The 19,203-nt window shown below is 34.1% G+C and carries 18 protein-coding genes; 11 read left to right on the top strand and 7 right to left on the bottom strand.

The window, feature by feature from the left end:
• The first annotated feature begins 13 nt into the window (after positions 1-13).
• Positions 14-700, top strand: coding sequence for a tRNA (5-methylaminomethyl-2-thiouridine)(34)-methyltransferase MnmD (mnmD, locus tag KO493_RS12850; RefSeq protein ID WP_216068371.1), 687 nt, complete (start codon positions 14-16; stop codon positions 698-700).
• A gap of 114 nt (positions 701-814) precedes the next feature.
• On the top strand, positions 815-1,717 hold the full coding sequence (locus tag KO493_RS12855; protein WP_216068372.1) for a TIGR01777 family oxidoreductase: 903 nt from the start codon (positions 815-817) through the stop codon (positions 1,715-1,717).
• Between the two features lie 144 nt (positions 1,718-1,861).
• Here the strand turns inward: KO493_RS12855 and KO493_RS12860 are convergent, their stop codons facing one another.
• A complete protein-coding gene (locus tag KO493_RS12860; protein WP_216068373.1) occupies positions 1,862-2,524 on the bottom strand; it encodes a YceI family protein in 663 nt (220 codons plus the stop codon).
• A gap of 148 nt (positions 2,525-2,672) precedes the next feature.
• Between KO493_RS12860 and KO493_RS12865 the strand changes: the two genes are divergently transcribed.
• From KO493_RS12865 to KO493_RS12890, 6 genes are all read left to right on the top strand, one after another.
• A complete protein-coding gene (locus KO493_RS12865; RefSeq protein ID WP_216068374.1) occupies positions 2,673-3,236 on the top strand; it encodes a nucleotide exchange factor GrpE in 564 nt (187 codons plus the stop codon).
• Between the two features lie 8 nt (positions 3,237-3,244).
• Positions 3,245-4,360, top strand: coding sequence for a molecular chaperone DnaJ (dnaJ, locus tag KO493_RS12870; protein ID WP_216068375.1), 1,116 nt, complete (start codon positions 3,245-3,247; stop codon positions 4,358-4,360).
• A 422-nt stretch (positions 4,361-4,782) separates the two neighbouring features.
• Complete coding sequence (locus KO493_RS12875; protein WP_216068376.1) at positions 4,783-5,709, top strand: ABC transporter ATP-binding protein; 927 nt, start codon at positions 4,783-4,785, stop codon at positions 5,707-5,709.
• A 5-nt stretch (positions 5,710-5,714) separates the two neighbouring features.
• Complete coding sequence (locus KO493_RS12880; protein WP_216068377.1) at positions 5,715-7,028, top strand: ABC transporter permease; 1,314 nt, start codon at positions 5,715-5,717, stop codon at positions 7,026-7,028.
• 4 nt (positions 7,029-7,032) lie between these two features.
• Positions 7,033-7,959 carry a mechanosensitive ion channel family protein gene (locus KO493_RS12885; RefSeq protein WP_216068378.1) on the top strand — a complete coding sequence of 309 codons (927 nt, stop codon included), beginning with the start codon at positions 7,033-7,035 and terminating at the stop codon, positions 7,957-7,959.
• A 38-nt stretch (positions 7,960-7,997) separates the two neighbouring features.
• The gene (locus KO493_RS12890; protein ID WP_216068379.1) at positions 7,998-9,161 is read left to right on the top strand and encodes a sigma-54-dependent transcriptional regulator; all 1,164 of its coding nucleotides are present in this window, start codon (positions 7,998-8,000) and stop codon (positions 9,159-9,161) included.
• A gap of 71 nt (positions 9,162-9,232) precedes the next feature.
• Here KO493_RS12890 and KO493_RS12895 read toward each other — a convergent pair whose 3' ends face one another.
• Complete coding sequence (locus tag KO493_RS12895) at positions 9,233-10,009, bottom strand: hypothetical protein (protein WP_216068380.1); 777 nt, start codon at positions 10,007-10,009, stop codon at positions 9,233-9,235.
• 138 nt (positions 10,010-10,147) lie between these two features.
• Between KO493_RS12895 and KO493_RS12900 the strand changes: the two genes are divergently transcribed.
• Positions 10,148-11,005, top strand: a complete 858-nt coding sequence (locus KO493_RS12900) for a PPK2 family polyphosphate kinase (protein ID WP_216068381.1) — start codon at positions 10,148-10,150, stop codon at positions 11,003-11,005.
• 234 nt (positions 11,006-11,239) lie between these two features.
• Here KO493_RS12900 and lysA read toward each other — a convergent pair whose 3' ends face one another.
• Entirely contained in the window at positions 11,240-12,475 is a 1,236-nt protein-coding gene (gene lysA / locus KO493_RS12905; RefSeq protein ID WP_216068382.1) for a diaminopimelate decarboxylase, read from the bottom strand.
• Between the two features lie 192 nt (positions 12,476-12,667).
• Here lysA and sucC point away from each other — a divergent pair, with 192 nt between their 5' ends.
• A complete protein-coding gene (gene sucC / locus KO493_RS12910; protein WP_216068383.1) occupies positions 12,668-13,861 on the top strand; it encodes an ADP-forming succinate--CoA ligase subunit beta in 1,194 nt (397 codons plus the stop codon).
• 212 nt (positions 13,862-14,073) lie between these two features.
• On the opposite strand, the gene KO493_RS12915 is transcribed toward sucC, so the two are convergent.
• From KO493_RS12915 to KO493_RS12925, 3 genes are all read right to left on the bottom strand, one after another.
• Positions 14,074-14,508 carry a hypothetical protein gene (locus tag KO493_RS12915; protein ID WP_216068384.1) on the bottom strand — a complete coding sequence of 145 codons (435 nt, stop codon included), beginning with the start codon at positions 14,506-14,508 and terminating at the stop codon, positions 14,074-14,076.
• 16 nt (positions 14,509-14,524) lie between these two features.
• Positions 14,525-15,808, bottom strand: coding sequence for a hypothetical protein (locus KO493_RS12920; protein ID WP_216068385.1), 1,284 nt, complete (start codon positions 15,806-15,808; stop codon positions 14,525-14,527).
• A 266-nt stretch (positions 15,809-16,074) separates the two neighbouring features.
• On the bottom strand, positions 16,075-16,341 hold the full coding sequence (locus KO493_RS12925; protein ID WP_216068386.1) for a DUF1456 family protein: 267 nt from the start codon (positions 16,339-16,341) through the stop codon (positions 16,075-16,077).
• Positions 16,342-16,702: 361 nt separating this feature from the next.
• Between KO493_RS12925 and KO493_RS12930 the strand changes: the two genes are divergently transcribed.
• A complete protein-coding gene (locus KO493_RS12930; RefSeq protein WP_216068387.1) occupies positions 16,703-17,116 on the top strand; it encodes a TerB family tellurite resistance protein in 414 nt (137 codons plus the stop codon).
• Positions 17,117-17,177: 61 nt separating this feature from the next.
• Here KO493_RS12930 and uvrB read toward each other — a convergent pair whose 3' ends face one another.
• Positions 17,178-19,181 (bottom strand): excinuclease ABC subunit UvrB, encoded by a 2,004-nt coding sequence (gene uvrB, locus KO493_RS12935; RefSeq protein ID WP_216068388.1) that lies wholly within the window; start codon positions 19,179-19,181, stop codon positions 17,178-17,180.
• Positions 19,182-19,203: the final 22 nt, after the last annotated feature.

Consider the following 19,203-nt stretch of genomic DNA (forward strand, 5'->3'; position numbering starts at 1 on the left):
AGAGATTCTTAATTTGAAACGAGAAATAATAATTACTTCCGATGGTTCTTCAACCATCCATATCCCAGAGTGGGATGAGCAATACCATTCTAAACACGGCGCGATTCAAGAAGCTTATCATGTTTTTATAAAACATGGTTTGCAGCATGTTTTTGAGACTAAATTCAGTTCAAAACCAAAAGAAGTTTTATCTATTTTAGAGATTGGTTTTGGTACAGGTTTGAATGCTTTTATCACCTTAATTGAATCAGAAAAATTAAATGTACCAATCCATTATATTGGTGTTGAAGCGTATCCAGTTTCAGCTGAAGAAGTTAAAAAACTAAATTACGTATTAGAGTTGAAATCTCAAGAATATGAGGGCTTATTCGATACGCTTCATAAGGTGTCTTGGGAAACTTCTCATAAGATCAAAAAAGGGTTTTGCTTAACTAAGCAAAAAAAGTTTTTCGATGAAATTACTGATGCCGATAAGCACAATCTTATATATTTTGATGCCTTTGGGGCACGTGTTCAACCAGAGTTATGGACCGAAGCTATCTTTTTAATTATGTTTAACGCCTTAAAACCTGAGGGGGTTTTGGTTACTTACGCAGCCAAAGGAAGTGTAAGGCGTGCGATGCAAGCTGTTGGTTTTATTGTTGAAAGATTACCAGGACCTCCAGGAAAGAGAGAGATGCTAAGAGCTACGAAGCCATAAGTTATTAGTAATGAATGTGGTTTAGGGATACAAAAAATGTAAGTAATACTGTTAAACCTAATATAAATACCAAGTCGCCCGTAACACCATTTAGTAACTTTGCAAAAAAAAAGGATGCGTGTACTAATTACAGGAGCTACTGGTATGATTGGTCAGGATATTGTAAAACTTTGTAAAAAACAAGGTATTCAAGTCAGTTACCTAACCACGCGTAAATCTGCAATCTCATTAGAAGAAAACTATCATGGTTTTTATTGGAATCCTAAAACAAAAGAGATAGATACAAATTGTTTTAAAGATGTAGATGCCATAATTCACCTAGCAGCTGCAACTATAGGTAAACGATGGACGCCTTGTTATAAAAAGGAAATTTTAAAAAGTCGCACTGAAAGCACAAAATTATTAGTTAATAATTTAAAAGGAGAATCACATCATATTAAACAAGTGATTTCAGCAAGTGCCATTGGTGTATATCCAGATTCTATTACTAATTATTATGACGAAAAATTTAAAGTATCACAAACGTCTTTTTTGAGTAAAGTTGTTTGTGCTTGGGAACATGAAGTTGATGCTTTTAAGTCCTTAGAAATAGCAGTTGCTAAAATTAGAATAGGATTAGTTTTATCTAATAAAGGAGGGGTTTTACAAAAAATGGTAAAACCTATAGATTATGGGGTAGGAGCGGCTTTTGGTACAGGGAAACAATGGCAATCTTGGATTCACCAATACGATTTAACGCGTCTGTTCTATTATATTTTGAAGTTTCAACTGGAAGGCGTTTACAATGCAGTTTCGCCAAACCCGGTAACGAATAATGAGTTGGTTAAAACAATGGCCAAAGTCTTAGAAAAACCACTCTTTTTGCCTAATATACCTAAATTTGTGATGAAATTGTCTTTAGGCAAAATGCACACACTTTTATATGAAAGTCAGCGTGTGAGTTCTAAAAAAATTGAGGATAAGGGCTTTTTCTTCAAATTTCATCATTTAGAACCAGCATTGGTCGATTTGTTATAAACAAAAAAAAGCGGTCCAAAAAGCATTCAATTTCGTTATTCTGAATTCATTTTCAGAACCGCATCAATATGAGAACCTAAATCATGTTCAGGCTTACGAAAACTTTACTTTTTAAACAGCTTCCTTCGTGAAAAATAGTTCTGATTAAGCTTTTACTGCTTTAACCTTAATTTTAAACTCAATATCATCACTGATAAATTTATCACCTAAATCGCCAAAAAATGATTTAGACTTATATTTAATGTCCCATTTAGTTCTGTCTATATTGAAGGTTTCACTTGAAATAGTAACGCTGTTTTCAGTATAATCAACAGCAACAGGAATTGTAATGTTATGTGTAATACCTTTAATAGTTAGATTTCCAGAAAGTATGTTTCTAGCTTCAGATTCTAATAATTCAGTAACTTCAAAAGTAGCCGTTGGGTGATTTTCAACATCAAAAAAGTCCTCATTTTTCAAATGTCCTAGAAGTTTAGCATTACCTTCATCTTCCGCGGGAATATCGGTTACAACAATGGAATTCATATCGATAACAATAGAACCGCTGTCTACTTTAATAATTTTACTATTTAGAGTTCCTCCTTGTATAGCAATCGTACCAAAGTGCTCACCTGTTGGTTTAGTACCTTTCCATGTGATACTCGATTCTTCAGCAACTACATTATAAGTTGTTGTAATTGCTGCTTCTTCAACAACGGCAGGAGCTTCAGCTGGGGTGGTTTCAGCTTCATTAGTTTTGTCCTTACAAGAAGTAAAAACCGCCGATGTAGCAATGCATAATACTAATGTTAATAATGATTTTTTCATTTTGAATTATTTGTGGGTTTAAGTATCAAAAATAGTGATAAGTGAGTGGAAAAAAAATTAAAATAATTTTAATGACATTATGACATTTTTACAATAATGGCAGTACTTTTGCCAACTTAAATTGAGTATTTCAAAACGTGAATTTACGATGAGTAAAAAAGATAAGAATAACGATATAGAGAGTGAACAAGTTGACAGTGTTCAAAATGAGACTGTTGAAGTTGAAGAGCAAGTTGCTGAAGAAGCAGTAGTGGAAGAAACTGCAGAAGAAAAACTTGAGGCTGAATTAAAGCAAGAGAAAGAGAAGTTTTTGCGTTTATTTGCTGAATTTGAAAATTACAAACGCAGAACATCTAAAGAGCGTATTGAGTTGTTTTCTACAGCAAGTGAAGGGGTTATGAAGACTTTATTACCTGTTTTAGACGATTTCGAACGTGCTTTAAGTCATATTGAAGACGATAAGGAAGCTGAGGAATTACGTAAAGGTGTGTTATTAATTTATCAGAAATTGGTAAACACTTTAGAGCAAAAAGGTTTGAAGGCTATGGTTGTTGAAAAAGGAGAAGTTTTTAACGCCGATAATCATGAAGCAATTACACAAATACCTGCACCAACAGACGATTTAAAAGGAAAAATTATTGATATAGTTGAAAAAGGATATGTTTTAGGAGAAAAAGTAATCCGTTTTCCAAAAGTAGTTATTGGGCAATAAAATAGAATATGGCAAAAAGAGATTTTTACGAAATATTAGGCATTAGTAAAGGGGCAAGTGCTGCTGAAATTAAAAAGGCTTATAGAAAAAAAGCAATTGAATTTCACCCAGATAAAAACCCAGATGATAAGGGCGCAGAGGCTAAATTTAAAGAAGCGGCCGAAGCCTATGAAATTCTAAGCGACGAAAATAAAAAAGCACGTTACGACCAATATGGTCACCAAGCCTTCGAGAATGGCGGCGGTGGCGGCGGCTACGGTGGTGGCATGAATATGGATGACATATTTAGTCAGTTTGGTGATATTTTCGGTGGTGGCGGTTTCGGCGGAGGCTTCGGAGGCGGCGGTGGCCAACGTCGTGTTAAAGGAAGCAACCTTCGTATTCGAGTGAAGTTAACTTTAGAAGAAATTGCTAATGGTGTTGAGAAAAAAGTTAAAGTAAAACGTAAAGTTCAAGCGCCAGGTACTACCTATAAAACTTGTCCAACTTGTCAGGGTAGCGGACAAGTAACACGTATCGCAAACACTATTTTAGGGCGTATGCAAACTTCGGCACCATGTAATGCTTGTGGTGGCGCAGGACAAACGATTGATAAAAAACCAAGTGATGCCGATGCACAAGGTTTAAAAGTAGCCGAAGAAACAGTTTCAATCAAAATTCCTGCAGGAGTTGTTGATGGCATGCAACTTAAAGTTTCAGGAAAAGGAAATGAAGCGCCAGGTAATGGTATTTCAGGTGATTTAATAGTTGTTATTGAAGAGGAAGAACACGATAAATTACAACGTGAAGGTGATAATTTACACTATGATTTATATGTAAGTTTCCCCGATGCCGTTTTAGGAACTTCAAAAGAAATTGATACCGTTACCGGAAAAGTGCGTATTAAAGTTGAAGCTGGTGTACAATCAGGTAAAATTTTACGCTTACGCGGAAAAGGAATTCCAAGTATAAATGGATATGGTAAAGGGGATTTATTAGTTCATGTTAACGTTTGGACGCCTAAAACACTGAATAAACAACAGAAAGATTTTTTCGAAGCGATGCAAGATGATGAGCATTTTGATCCGAAGCCGGAAAGTTCAGACAAATCTTTCTTTGAGAAAGTAAAAGATATGTTTTCATAATAAAACCTATTAAAAATTAAGAAATCCGCTTAAAAGGCGGATTTTTTTTGTCAATAATTATAAGATATATAGCCAATTAGTAGGAAGTATTAAAAAAAAAAGTATATTTGAAAATCACTAATTTATTTAGTGATAATTTTTCTTTTTCATAGCAATTTTTTTCCCATCCTTAATTTATTAAGGGTGGGTTTTGTTTTTAAGCTATTTGCCTAAGTGGAATAGGCTGTAAAACACCACTGTAAGAGGCCTGTATATTCGTTTCTAATGAGGCCTTTTCACTTTGAATTTTTTAGCAGGACAAGAATTTTCGCTATTCGTGCTAAGCTATATTTATATCCTACTAAGATTATTGTCTTATAAATCCCCAAAAAGCAAGACAAAGGTTTCATACATTTGATATATTTACCATTAAAAGAATATCTATGAGTAATTTATTAGAGGTAAATAAGGTTTCCAAGAAATTTGGCGACTTTCGAGCCTTAAATGATGTTTCTATTTCAGTTCCTGAAGGTAGTATTTTTGGGTTGTTAGGCCCAAACGGTGCTGGGAAAACGACCTTAATTCGTATTGTAAATCAAATTACCATGCCCGATACTGGAACGGTACATTTAGGCGGCGAATTACTCAATCAAAATCACATTAGCGCAATTGGTTACTTGCCAGAAGAACGTGGTTTATATAAATCGATGAAAGTTGGAGAGCAGGCCTTGTACCTGGCACAATTAAAAGGATTAAGTAAAGCTGAAGCTAGAAAACGTTTAAAATATTGGTTCGAACGCTTAGAAATTGGAGACTGGTGGAACAAAAAAATCCAGGAACTCTCTAAAGGTATGGCGCAAAAAATTCAGTTTGTGGTTACCGTTTTACACGAACCAAAACTGTTAATTTTTGATGAACCATTTTCAGGATTCGACCCTATTAATGCCAATCTAATCAAAGATGAAATTTTACGATTACGTAATGAGGGTGCAACGGTAATTTTCTCAACGCACCGTATGGAATCTGTAGAGGAGCTTTGTGATGATATTGCCTTAATTAATAAATCCAATAAAATTTTAGACGGAAACTTGTTCGATATTAAAAGACAGTACAAAATAAATACGTTTGAAATTGGGATAAGAACCCAGGATAATGTGCTTTTAAGACAAGAATTAAATGAGAAGTTTAATGTGTCTGAAGCCAATTTTAAAACCCTTGAAGATGAGTTGAAATTGAATATTAAATTAGATAATGGGGTTAAACCAAACGACTTACTTAACTATTTAACAACAAAAGGTGAAGTTTCTCATTTTGTAGAACTCATTCCTAGTGTTAATGATATATTCATTCAAACTGTAAAGAATAACTAAATTTAATGAACCACTTACCGCTTATTATAAAACGTGAATACTTAACAAAAGTTAGGAATAAATCTTTTATTATCATGACTTTTTTGAGTCCGATAATATTTATTGCGCTTATAGCATTTGTAGCTTACCTTACCCAACTTAATAATGACAAAATGCGCGTTATTTCTGTTTTAGATGAATCAGAGTTAGTGCAAAATGTGTTTAAAAAGACCGAACACACCACCTATAATATTCTACATGGATTAACCCTTGAGGATGCCCAAGCCCTAGTTATAGAGACTGAAGGTACTGGGCTGTTGCACATTCATAAGCTGGAGAATGACGCCATTGATGCGCAACATATTACGTTTTATTCAGAAGACGCACCGTCATTAAGTTTAATTTCAGATATAGAAAATAAAGTTGAAAAAAGGCTTACTAATATTAAACTTCAAGAAAATGGTGTTGATGTCGAAATGATTAACAATTCAAAAGTCAAAATAACTATTGCACAAGAAAGTTTTGAAGGTGAAAAAACCTCAAAAGTAGATAGCGTGGTTAAATTAGTCTTTGGTGGAGCTGCTGGATATTTGTTATTCATGTTTATTATTATTTATGGAAACATGATTATGCGCAGTGTTATTGAGGAGAAAACCAGTAGAATTATAGAAGTTATTATTTCATCTGTAAAACCTATGCAGCTTATGCTGGGTAAAATTATAGGTACCTCTCTTGCAGGCATAACACAAGTTGTTATTTGGTTAATTTTCGCTAGTGTTTTAATGACTATTACCTCATTCGTTTTAGGTGTTGATATGGCCGAAATGCAAACCCCGCAACAACAGGTTATGGAGCATGCCCTTGAGAACTCTGAAGTGAGTGCGGAAATTCAAAATATAGCACTGGCCTTCTATCATTTGCCCTTAACCAATTTGGTTATTGCTTTTATTTTATTCTTTATAGGTGGGTATTTGTTTTACAGCTCATTGTATGCAACTATTGGTGCTGCGGTGGATAATGAAACAGATACTCAGCAATTTATGATGCCAATTATTATGCCCTTAATATTGGCGGTTTATATTGGGTTTTTTACCGTTATCGAAGATCCACACGGTACGGTTTCAACAGTATTTTCTTTTATACCTTTAACATCACCAGTGGTTATGCTAATGCGTATACCTTTTGGGGTACCAGTTTGGCAGCAACTTTTGTCGTTTATCATATTAATTATTACGTTTATAGTTACCGTTTGGTTTGCTTCAAAAATTTACCGAGTAGGTATATTAATGTATGGTAAGAAACCAACTTATAGAGAGTTAATGAAATGGATTAAGTACTAGGCATATGCAAAATACAGCAGATAAAATAGAAAAAAGTGTAGACGCCGTTAGTGAAACGATTACGGAAAGTGGTGTATGGGAGAAAATCGTCCAGTTTTTAGAATTTAAAATTATCGATTTTTCTTATGTTACTGAAGGAGATGCTCATCAGATTGTTTTAAAAGTTAAGTACGTTCTACTGGTATTTATCGTTTTAATGTTAACTACTTATATTTTACGATGGATTAAAAATTTGGTGACGAAAAAAATGCCATTGGATGATAAGGCGAAGTTTACTACGGTATTTTCATTTGCGCGTTGGCTTATTTACATCATTGTGATGCTCGTTGTGTTTGATTCTATAGGTATTAATGTTACAGCTATTTTTGCGGCATCTGCGGCACTTTTAATAGGTATTGGTTTAGCACTACAAACCTTATTCCAAGACATTATATCTGGAATATTTATTCTTGTAGATCAATCGGTTCATGTTGGCGATATTATTGAAATAGAAGGTAAAATAGGCCGTGTAGAGGAAATTAAATTGCGCACCACCCGTGCAGTAACTATCGATAATAAGGTTTTGGTAATTCCTAACCATTTGTATTTGGAAAATATGCTTTTTAATTGGACACAAAATGGTACAATTACCAGAGAGTCAGTATCTATTGGAGTAGCATACGGAAGTGATGTTCAATTGGTTAAACGCCTGCTAATTCAAGCGGCTAGTACCAATGCATCAGTGCTTAGTGAGCCGGAGCCTTCCGTGGTATTTATGGATTTTGGTGCGAGTTCCCTAGATTTTAAATTAGTGTTCACCATTAATGATAGTTTTAAAGCGCAGTTTCCTAAAAGTGAAATTCGCTTTGAAATTGATAGGTTATTTAGAGAGCATCATGTAAGTATACCATTTCCTCAAAGAGATATTCATATTATTCAGAAACCTCAGTAATTGAGTAAATTTTAATTACAGAATTTAAAAAATAAAATATGTCGAAAATATTAGTTATTGAAGATGAAGCTGCAATTAGACGCGTGTTAGTTAAAATTCTTTCCGAGGAAAATGACAGCTACCAAGTTGAAGAAGCAGTTGATGGATTAGAGGGCATTGAAAAAATAAAAAACGATGATTACGACTTAGTGTTTTGTGATATTAAGATGCCAAAAATGGATGGTGTTGAAGTGTTGGAAGCTACTAAAAAGATTAAGCCCGAAATCCCTATGGTCATGATATCTGGTCATGGCGATTTAGATACGGCTGTAAACACGATGCGTATGGGGGCTTTCGATTATATTTCGAAACCACCAGATTTAAACCGTTTATTAAATACAGTTAGAAATGCTTTAGAAAAAAAGGAGTTGGTTGTGGCTAATAAAATCCTTAAAAAGAAGGTGAGCAAAAAGTATGATATGATTGGGGAGAGTGACGCCATATCTAATATTAAGAACATCATAGATAAAGTCGCTCCAACCGATGCTCGTGTGTTAATTACCGGATCAAACGGAACAGGGAAAGAGTTAGTGGCCCATTGGTTACATGAAAAAAGTGCCCGCTCTAAAGGGGCTTTAATCGAAGTGAATTGTGCAGCGATTCCATCTGAATTAATTGAAAGTGAGTTGTTTGGTCATGTGAAAGGTGCTTTTACAAGTGCGAATAAAGACCGTGCTGGGAAGTTTGAAGCCGCTAATGGTGGCACCATTTTTCTTGATGAAATTGGAGATATGAGTTTGTCTGCTCAGGCTAAAGTACTGCGTGCGTTGCAAGAAAGTAGAATTCAGCGTGTGGGTAGTGATAAAGACATTAAAGTTGATGTACGCGTGATCGCGGCCACCAATAAGAACCTTAAAAAGGAAATAGAAGCAGGGCGTTTTCGTGAGGATTTATACCACAGATTGGCTGTTATTTTAATTGAGGTACCATCGTTAAACGAAAGAAGGGCGGATATTCCTTTGTTAGTTAATCATTTTTCAGAAAAAATCGCTTCAGAAAATGGTTCTACTAAAAAAGTCTTTTCAGATAAGGCTATAAAGCAACTTCAGGAATATGATTGGACAGGAAATATAAGAGAGCTCCGCAACGTTATTGAGCGTTTAATTATTCTTGGAGGTCAAGAAGTGAGTGAGCAAGATGTGAAATTGTTTGCTTCGAAGTAATTATCATATAAAAAAACGCGATGTAAAATCATTTTACACCGCGTTTTTTAATGTTTGAGTAGTTAGTAAAATTAACTCGCTTCACATTCAATTAAAGCTTCTAAATAGTTCTTAGTAAGCATTTTAATTTCGTTTAAATAGTGTGATTTAATTTCATTTACACTTTTAGTTTCCATGTCAATAATCGTTTCTTTAAAGGTTACAAAAGAATTACTCCCGTATACTTTTAAAGTTTCATTGTAGGACTTCATGTTTTCTAAGATTTTACTCTTATACACTTGAATCATCTGTTGCTTTCTTAGGGCCAATTCTTGCGATTCTTGTTGGGCTAATTGCGCCTTAATTTGCTCAGATTTTAATCTTAAAGCTTCTTGTTGTTGCTTTAATTTAAGCTGTTCTTGTTGTAAGTTAGTTAAATCTGATATTTTAGTATTGCTTGTAGTTCCAGCAACAGCGACATTTGCAACGGCTGTTGGTTGAAACTGGTTGTAAGCACACTTGTCTATTTCAACAAGGCCTTCTTTACTGAATTCACGTCCGCGTTTTACGAAAAAGCGTCCGTCTTCAAAAGTCTCAGCAGATTCAACTTTCTCTAATGCTTCAATGCTTTTATTAGCCAATTCAACTGCTTTATCACAGTTACAAGTAGCAAGAGATTTCTTGGCTAATTTAAAAGATTCAACAGATCTGTTTGCATAATGTTTTAAGTGACTAACGTTATTTGATTCATAAGAATCTTTAACGTGTGCGTAAGCATTTCCCATGTACGCATGGGCGTTATCGCAGTCTGATTGGGCACTAACCACCATAGAGGCTGTTAGAAAAAATAGTAGGTAATAATTTTTCATAGTATTTGGGTTAACATAAATAGGTACGCCTAATATATAAAAATATATTAAAATTAGTGTTGCCTATTATTCATATTTTAGATTTACTATATTTAACCTAATCTAATTGTATAATAGAACACCAAAAACATATAAAGTATGGATATAGACCAGTATAAAGTGACTTCAAATATCACTTTAAAAAATTCTCAGACTAAAGTTGTAATTGATGATGCCGAGAAAGAGTTAAAAAAAGTAAGAAAGAAGCTAGGAAAGCTTCAAGATACGCTTTATGCTCATGGAAAGTATGCCGTTTTAATTTGTTTGCAAGGCATGGATACCGCTGGAAAGGATAGTCTAATACGTGAAGTTTTTAAAGAATTTAATGCTAGAGGTGTCGTAGTTCACAGTTTTAAGGTGCCTACGGAATTGGAGCTAAAACACGATTTTATTTGGCGTCACTATATAGCACTTCCTGCTCGTGGAAAATTTAGTGTTTTTAATAGAACGCATTATGAAAATGTTTTGGTAACCCGTGTACACCCAGAGTATGTTATGGGTGAAAATCTTCCTAATATTCATTGTGTTAACGATGTTGATGCAGCTTTTTGGGACAAACGTTTCGAACAAATCAATAATTTTGAGAAGCATATAGCCCAAAATGGTACGCTTATTTTTAAATTCTTCTTGAATCTTTCTAAGAAGGAACAGAAGGATAGATTATTACGCCGATTAAATAAGCAAGAGAAAAACTGGAAATTTTCTCCTGGAGATTTAAAAGAACGCAAGCTTTGGGATGTGTATCAAGTTTGTTACGAAGATGCAATTAATAGAACCTCTAAGCCTCATGCGCCTTGGTATGCGATTCCTGCTGATGATAAGCCTTCAGCACGTTATTTAGTTGCAAAAATTATCTACGATACACTTAAGCAGTTTGATGATATTCAAGAACCTGAATTAGATGATTCTATTAAGGCACATTTAAAGGATTATAAAAAGCAGTTGAACAATGAGTAGTTGTGGTTTGTTTCTGCTTCAAGGTAGGTTCGTGATGAAATATAAACTGAATATCTCTAAACACATAAATTAACAAACAGTCAACCTGAATTCATTTCAGGGTCTCATTGAGTGCTTTTATTTATTCTTTTGATGGGTTTCCGAATCAGGTTCAGTATGGCGACGTACTCGAACAAAAAAAATCCTCTTCACAAAAAACAGTGAAGAGGATTTTTTATATGATTTGAGCAGTTATTATTTAGCCGCTACAGTTTTCTTTTTAGTAGAAAAATCAACTTCAACTTGATTTTTCAGAATGTCTTCCATGGTTTCACGTTCTCTAATAACACGTGCTTCATTGTTATACCATAAAACTTCTGCAGGCTTAAATCTAGAGTTATAGTTGCTAGCCATAGAGAAGCAGTACGCGCCAGCATTTCTAAAACACAATACATCACCTTCGGTAATTTCATTAATACGGCGGTTGTTTCCAAAAGTGTCTGTTTCACAAATATAACCGACTACGGTATAGAAGCGTTCGCGACCTTTAGGATTAGAAATGTTTACAATATCATGGTGCGATCCGTAAAGCATCGGTCTTATTAAGTGGTTAAATCCTGAATCAACCTGTGCAAAAACCGTTGATGTCGTTTGTTTAACCGCATTGACATGAGTTAAAAAACTTCCAGATTCACTCACTAGAAATTTACCAGGTTCAAAAGCTAAAGTTAAATCCTTCCCATATTCTTTACAAAATGCGTTAAATCTAGCCGATAATTTTTCACCTAATTCTTCTATATTCGTTTCAATATCTCCAGCTTTATAAGGCACTTTAAATCCTGATCCGAAATCGATAAAGTCTAAGTTCTTAAATTGTTTAGCCGTTTCAAACAAAATTTCACTCGCATAAAGGAATACTTCAATATCTAAAATATCACTTCCTGTGTGCATGTGAATACCGTTAATGTGCATTTTAGTGTTTTCTACAATACGTAAAATGTGAGGTATTTGGTGAATTGAAATTCCGAATTTAGAATCAATATGTCCTACAGATATATTCGCATTTCCACCAGCCATAACATGCGGGTTAATACGAATACATACTGGTATATTAGGGTGTTTTGTTCCAAATTGCTCTAAAATTGATAGGTTGTCAATATTGATTTTAACCCCAAGTTTAGCAGCTTCTTCTATTTCAGATAACGACACGCCGTTTGGTGTGAAAATAATTTGTTCTGGTGAAAATCCAGCAGCCAGTCCAAGCTGAACTTCTTGAATTGAAACGGTATCAATTCCTGATCCTAGAGATTTAAAAAGCTTTAAAATAGAGATGTTAGATAGTGCTTTAACGGCATAGTTAAGTTTTAGTTTCTTAACATTCTTAAAGGCGTTTGTTAATCTGTGGTACTGAAATTCGATTTTTTCAGCATCATATACATAAACAGGACTTCCAAAATCTTGTGCAATTTTAAGTAATTGACTATCTAACATAATTTATAATTTTTGGCAAAGATATTTCTTTAAGGAATATAAAAAAGGAATAAATAAAAAATTGTACAAAATAAACAAAGTGTTAATTATTTAACAATCACGTTAAAACTTATTATAGTTTTCAGTATTAATTATTAGGGTAAGTAAAGCCTATAATATATATTTGCTTTTTTCTTAAACAATTAGCAAATTATGAATTTACACGAATATCAAGGTAAAGAGATATTGAGTAGTTTTGGAGTTCGTATCCAAAGAGGTATTGTTGCACAGAATGCTCAAGAGGCAGTAGCTGCTGCAAAGCAGTTAACTAGTGAAACAGGAACGAGCTGGCACGTTATTAAAGCACAGGTTCACGCAGGTGGTCGTGGTAAAGGTGGCGGAGTAAAGCTTGCAAAAAACCTTCAAGAAGTTGAGGAGATTGCAGGTCAAATTATTGGTATGGACTTAGTGACGCCTCAAACTTCTGCAGAAGGTAAGCGCGTACACCAAGTTTTAGTTGCCGAAGATGTTTACTATCCAGGTGAAAGTGAAACAAGCGAATTTTATGTATCTGTATTATTAAATAGAGCTACAGGTCGTAATATGATTATGTATTCTACTGAAGGTGGAATGGATATTGAAACTGTTGCTGAAGAAACACCGCATTTAATTTTTACTGAAGAAGTAGATCCTATTGTTGGATTAGTACCTTTCCAAGCGAGACGTATTGCTTTTAACTTAGGTTTATCTGGTCTTGCATTTAAAGAAATGACAAAATTTGTTACTGCTTTATATACGGCTTACGTAAAATCTGATTCTTCTTTATTTGAAATCAATCCAGTATTAAAAACGAGTGATGATAAAATCATGGCTGTTGATGCTAAAGTAACGATTGATGATAATGCTTTATATAGACATAAAAACTATGTTGATTTACGTGATGTACGTGAAGAAAGTGCTATTGAGGTTGAAGCTGGAGAACTTGGTTTAAACTATGTTGACCTTGACGGAAACGTTGGTTGTATGGTAAACGGAGCTGGTTTAGCGATGGCAACAATGGATTTAATTAAGCAAGCAGGTGGTGAGCCAGCTAACTTCTTAGATGTTGGTGGAACAGCAGATGCTGCTCGTGTTGAAGCTGCTTTTAAAATCATCTTAAAAGACCCTGCTGTAAAAGCCATCTTAATTAATATTTTTGGTGGAATTGTACGTTGTGATCGTGTAGCGCAAGGTGTTATTGATGCTTACAAAAACATGGGTAACATTGAAGTACCTATTATTGTACGTTTACAAGGAACCAATGCTGATGTTGCTAAAGAATTAATTGATAATTCTGGTTTAGACGTATTAAGTGCGACTGAATTCCAAGAAGCTGCTGATAAAGTACAAGAGGTACTAGGAAAGTAAATTATATGGAGACTGTTTTAAACAGTCTTTAAATTTATTATATAAAAAATCTCCGGAAGTTATACTTTCGGAGATTTTTGTTTTTAGAAGGTTTTTTATTCGTCAAGCGGAACTTGATTCAGCTTTTCTTAGCGATTTTTTCGTGTAGAACTGCATTCTGAAATCAATTCAGATTAAAATGTTTATTTCTAAAAAAAAAACTTTAGAGATCATTAAAAGTTCCCTTTAAATCCAAGGCGAAGCTTTTTTATAATATCTTCCATATAAAGAATAGACCATATTATGTTTTCACTATCAGCATAAGCTACAAAGTCAGCAATTAGATTATTATTCGCTCTAATACGCTCACGTTCATCTTCTTTATACTTGCTAAGTAATTTTATGTTTTCAGAATTTTCGCGAATACCAACATCTTGTAATTTTTGATCAGATTTGGTCGTAATTGCCATGAAAGGCATAATTTTGGTTATTTCAGCAAATCGATCGGCATATAAGCTTACTAAATCGCCTTTTCCTAAATCTTCCAAATCGTCTATAGTGTGAAACTTATTGATGCGATCTGATTTTGTGAAAAATGCTTGTCCTGATTGGCTAAATGTCACGTTGCTAACAAGGGTAATGATAATAAGTAGGATTAATTTATTCATTTTGATTGGGATGTATTTAATGATTTAGAGAGATATTCTCGCCAAGATTGTTTTTCATTTCTGAAGATTTTAAAGTAAACGAAGGACTTACATCGTCTAAAGGCGCCATATATAAGTCTTCAGGATTCTTAAAATCTTTTGTGAATATGTTGCTTGAAAAGAAACCGTTCGGGTGATAAATGGTGTTTTTTCGGCTATTTAAACCTTGATCGCTCACATTGAAAAAGTTATTGACAAAACTTATGCTGTTTACAATTTCACTAGAATTTGTATAAGATTTATCCAGCTTAACTACATGTGCAAAACCTGAAATGGATGAATATTCTACAGAAATTTGAGCTTTCTTTTTTGCTGAAATGGCCGCTTTAATAAACGGTGTGCTTTCCTGATTTGCTAAATTTATAAGTGTAGCATTTTTTACTTTTAAAAATGATAAATGTTCATCGACTGGTTGATAACCATTCGAAGCATAACCGTCAATTTCAATAGCATAAGAACCGCTTACATCTGAGATATATGGATGTCTTACTGAAAGAATATGCGTTAGGCTTCCTTTAAAACCATCGGTGATATCAAAATCATCATCCTTCGATTTATAAGATATTAAATTACTAAAGTCGCCTTGACCACCAAACCACTCGAAAGAATCATCGGCAGAATAGCTCACCATGACATTTTCTAAAATAGTTTTAGAGCCAATACCACAAAGTGTTAAGCCATTTAATTCTTTTGATTCATTAATTTTTCTCCCCGGGTATTCAATACGTACATATTTTAAAATGGCTGTTTCCTCTTCAGGAGTGTCTCCACCATATAGAGAATATTGAGGTGAAAAGTTTCCTTCTACGTTAGCGACTCCCGATACCGTATTTAATTTTCCATTTCCTAGGATTACAATACCTCCCCAATCGCCAGTTTGACGTGATTTTGTAGGTTTATTTGACGTGAAAACTATAGGTTGAAAATTGGTGCCTTCTGCAATTAATTTAGCGCCTCTTGAAACAATTAAACTAGCAGGGTTTGTATGGTCACAACGAATTATGGTTCCTGGTTCTATAGTTAATTTCGCGTTGGCTACGACATACACATTTCCAGATAAAAGATAAATTTTATTGTTTGAAAGCACTAAATCTTCTGAAATTAGGGATGGGATCTTAGTATTGGCTTCCATATAGCGTTCTAAGTTTGGCTGAAAATTGGTCCAGCCATGCATCCATTTAGAAGCATCTATTTGTCCGTAGACAGGTGTTAAGCCTATGTATAAAATACATAAGCAAAATTGTAGGTAGTTTTTTTTCATGATATATTTGTTTGGGTGCCATTAATTTTACAAGTTTTAGGTTGTAAAAAAATGAAGTACAAATTTATCGTTTGAAAAAAGGAATTGTTAAAATTTTAGATTACGCTTAGGTTATTTGAGTATTAACTAAATAGAATACTGTAAATTTGGTTAAATAACTAAGTGTTTAATATTGATTTTGTTATGTGGAATTGGTGTGTTAAATTAATATTATTCTTTAAAAATTAACGCAAAAAAAAAAGCAACTTATATTTAGTTGCTTTTTTTTATTTTGAAATGTCTGGTTTTTTTGTTTTCGGTTTCTCTCCCTTTTTAGGCATGGGCCCTCGCATATGAATGACCAGACCATTTAAAAAATTACGAAGAATTTGGTCACCACACTCCATATATTTAGGGTGGTCTTCCTTTCTGAAAAATGCTCCCAATTCACTTTTGGAAATTCTAAAATCTACCAATTCTAAAATTTTTACAATTTCATCATCTCTAAGTTTTAGAGCAACACGTAATTTTTTAAGAACATCGTTATTTGTCATATTTTATGATTTTTTTGCTTTTTTTCGATGTATTTCATCGATTTAGGTATAATAAAATGAGTTTTTAGCATTTTTACTACTGTGTAAAGATACTTTAATTATTGATTTTTATGAATAGGAATCTTTTAAGGTTTTATTTGTCTGTTTGTTAGTGCTTTACATGGTGTTCTTGGACTCTTTTAGAGTAGTTGAAAGCAGATTAAATGCAGTTTTATTGGATGTATTAAAAACTTGCCTTGATAAAATAAATAATTTCAACGATTAAATACCTATAGTTTTTCGATGAGAGGCACTAAATCTACGATTAATACCGACTATTTCTGCTTAAATTTATGATGTAACGCTTTAACTCCCTCTAAATATGATTAATAAGCTCGAAAAGTTAAGCCTTTTGTCTGAGATGATTGCTTTTGCAAAATATGATAAGGACATAAAAAGAATTGAATACAATTTTTTGTTAGGTGTCGCCAAACAGTTAGAAGTTTCTCGCCATGATTTTGATTATTTATTAGATAATCCAATAGATTATACGCATTTAAAATCTCATAGTGAACGTATCGTTCAATTCCATAGGTTGGTTTTGCTATTGAATATTGAACAAAAATTTGGTGATAATAACAATTCAAAAGGTGCCATCAAGTTATATAACTTCGGGTTAAGAATGGGGTTAAGTCATGAGTCCATAACTAAAGTACTCTATTTAATGGAAAGTTTTCCAAATAAAATTGTCCCACCAGATGTGTTAATTGATATTTTTAAAACACATTATAATTAGAGATCTCTCTCCTAATTTATATAGTTGGCCTAATGTTTTAGGCTAAATGAAAAGCTAAAAGTTAAACTTTTAGCTTTTCTAATTTATCTTGATAGCTTTTAATTTCATCGCGAAGTTTCGCAGCGATTAAAAAGTCTAACGCCTTTGCGGCAGCTTCCATGAGTTTTCTTTTTTCACGGATTTTCTTTTCAAGTTCTGGTTTACTTAAGTATTCGCTTTCTGGTTCGGCAGCTCTAGCAGCCTCCAGCTCATAACTATAGGTGCTTACCGAGTTTTTAGAGAGCACGTTATCTAAACTTTTATTTAAGGCACGAGGTTTTAAATGATGTTTTGTGTTATATGCAATTTGCTTTTGGCGTCGGTAATTGGTCTCATCAATGGTTTTCTGCATGCTTTTGGTTATTTTATCAGCATACATAATGGCCTTACCATTTAGGTTTCTCGCCGCACGACCTACTGTTTGGGTTAAAGACCTTGCAGAACGTAAAAAACCTTCCTTATCGGCATCGATAATAGCCACCAAAGAAACTTCTGGTAAATCTAAACCTTCACGAAGCAGGTTGACACCCACAAGAACATCAAAAAGCCCTTTACGCAAGTCTTGCATGATTTCAACCCGCTCTAAGGTATCTACATCACTATGTATGTATCGGCAACGAATTTGAATACGATCAAGGTATTTAGTTAGCTCTTCAGCCATTCGTTTGGTTAAGGTAGTCACTAAAGTACGTTCATCCTTTTCAACACGCTGCTGTATTTCTTCAATTAAATCATCAATTTGGTTTAAACTAGGACGTACTTCAATAATGGGGTCTAATAAGCCTGTAGGTCGAATGACTTGTTCAACATAAACACCATCCGATTTTTCTAATTCATAATCAGCGGGCGTAGCACTTACATAAATGACCTGATTTTGTAAAGCTTCAAATTCTTCAAATTTTAACGGACGGTTATCCATAGCTGCAGGTAGCCTGAAACCATACTCTACTAAATTTTCTTTTCTACTTTTATCACCTCCATACATGGCATGTACTTGTGACACTGTTACGTGACTTTCATCGATAACCATTAAAAAATCATCGGGAAAATAATCAAGTAAACAGAAGGGGCGTGTGCCAGGCTGTCTGCCATCGAGATAACGGGAGTAGTTTTCAATACCAGAACAATAGCCTAATTCACGAATCATTTCAAGGTCAAATTCAGTACGTTCTTTAAGGCGTTTGGCTTCTAAATGTTTGCCAATTTCTTTGAAATAATCATGTTGTTCTACCAAATCATCCTGAATACTTTTAATCGCTCCTTGTAGAACATCTTGGGAAGTTACAAACATGTTTGCAGGATATATGGTGAGTCGGTCGTATTTTTCAACCACTTTATTTGTTTGAATATCGAAGGATTCGATGTCTTCAATTTCATCTCCAAAAAAGTGAATTCTAAAGGCATCGTCGGCATAACTGGGGAATATATCTACAGTATCGCCCTTAATTCTAAAATTACCATGTTTAAAATCGGCTTCGGTTCTGGAGTATAAACTTTGAACGAGTTGATGCAACAGTTGTGTTCTTGAAATGACTTGATCGCGTTCTAAAGAAATCACGTTTTTCTGAAACTCTACCGGGTTTCCAATACCATACAAACATGAAACTGAAGCCACCACGAGAACGTCACGTCTCCCAGACAAGAGGGAAGAGGTTGTACTTAAACGCATTTTCTCTATTTCCTCGTTAATAGATAAATCTTTTTCAATGTAAACACCAGAAACAGGGATGTACGCTTCCGGTTGATAATAATCGTAATAAGAAACAAAATATTCAACCGCATTATTCGGGAAAAACTGTTTAAACTCAGAATAGAGTTGTGCTGCAAGCGTTTTGTTATGTGCTAAAACCAGCGTAGGGCGCTGCACTTCTTCAATAACATTAGCAACGGTAAAGGTTTTACCTGAACCTGTTACCCCTAGTAAGGTTTGAAATTGTTCATTCGCATTGATGCCATTAACAAGCTGTTTTATGGCTTGTGGCTGATCCCCTGTAGGACTAAATTCTGATTCAACTTTAAACTGCATCCTGCAAAATTAAACAAAATTT

Origin of the sequence: Pseudotamlana agarivorans (assembly GCF_018860245.1) — a bacterium.
Lineage (GTDB): Bacteria > Bacteroidota > Bacteroidia > Flavobacteriales > Flavobacteriaceae > Pseudotamlana > Pseudotamlana agarivorans_A.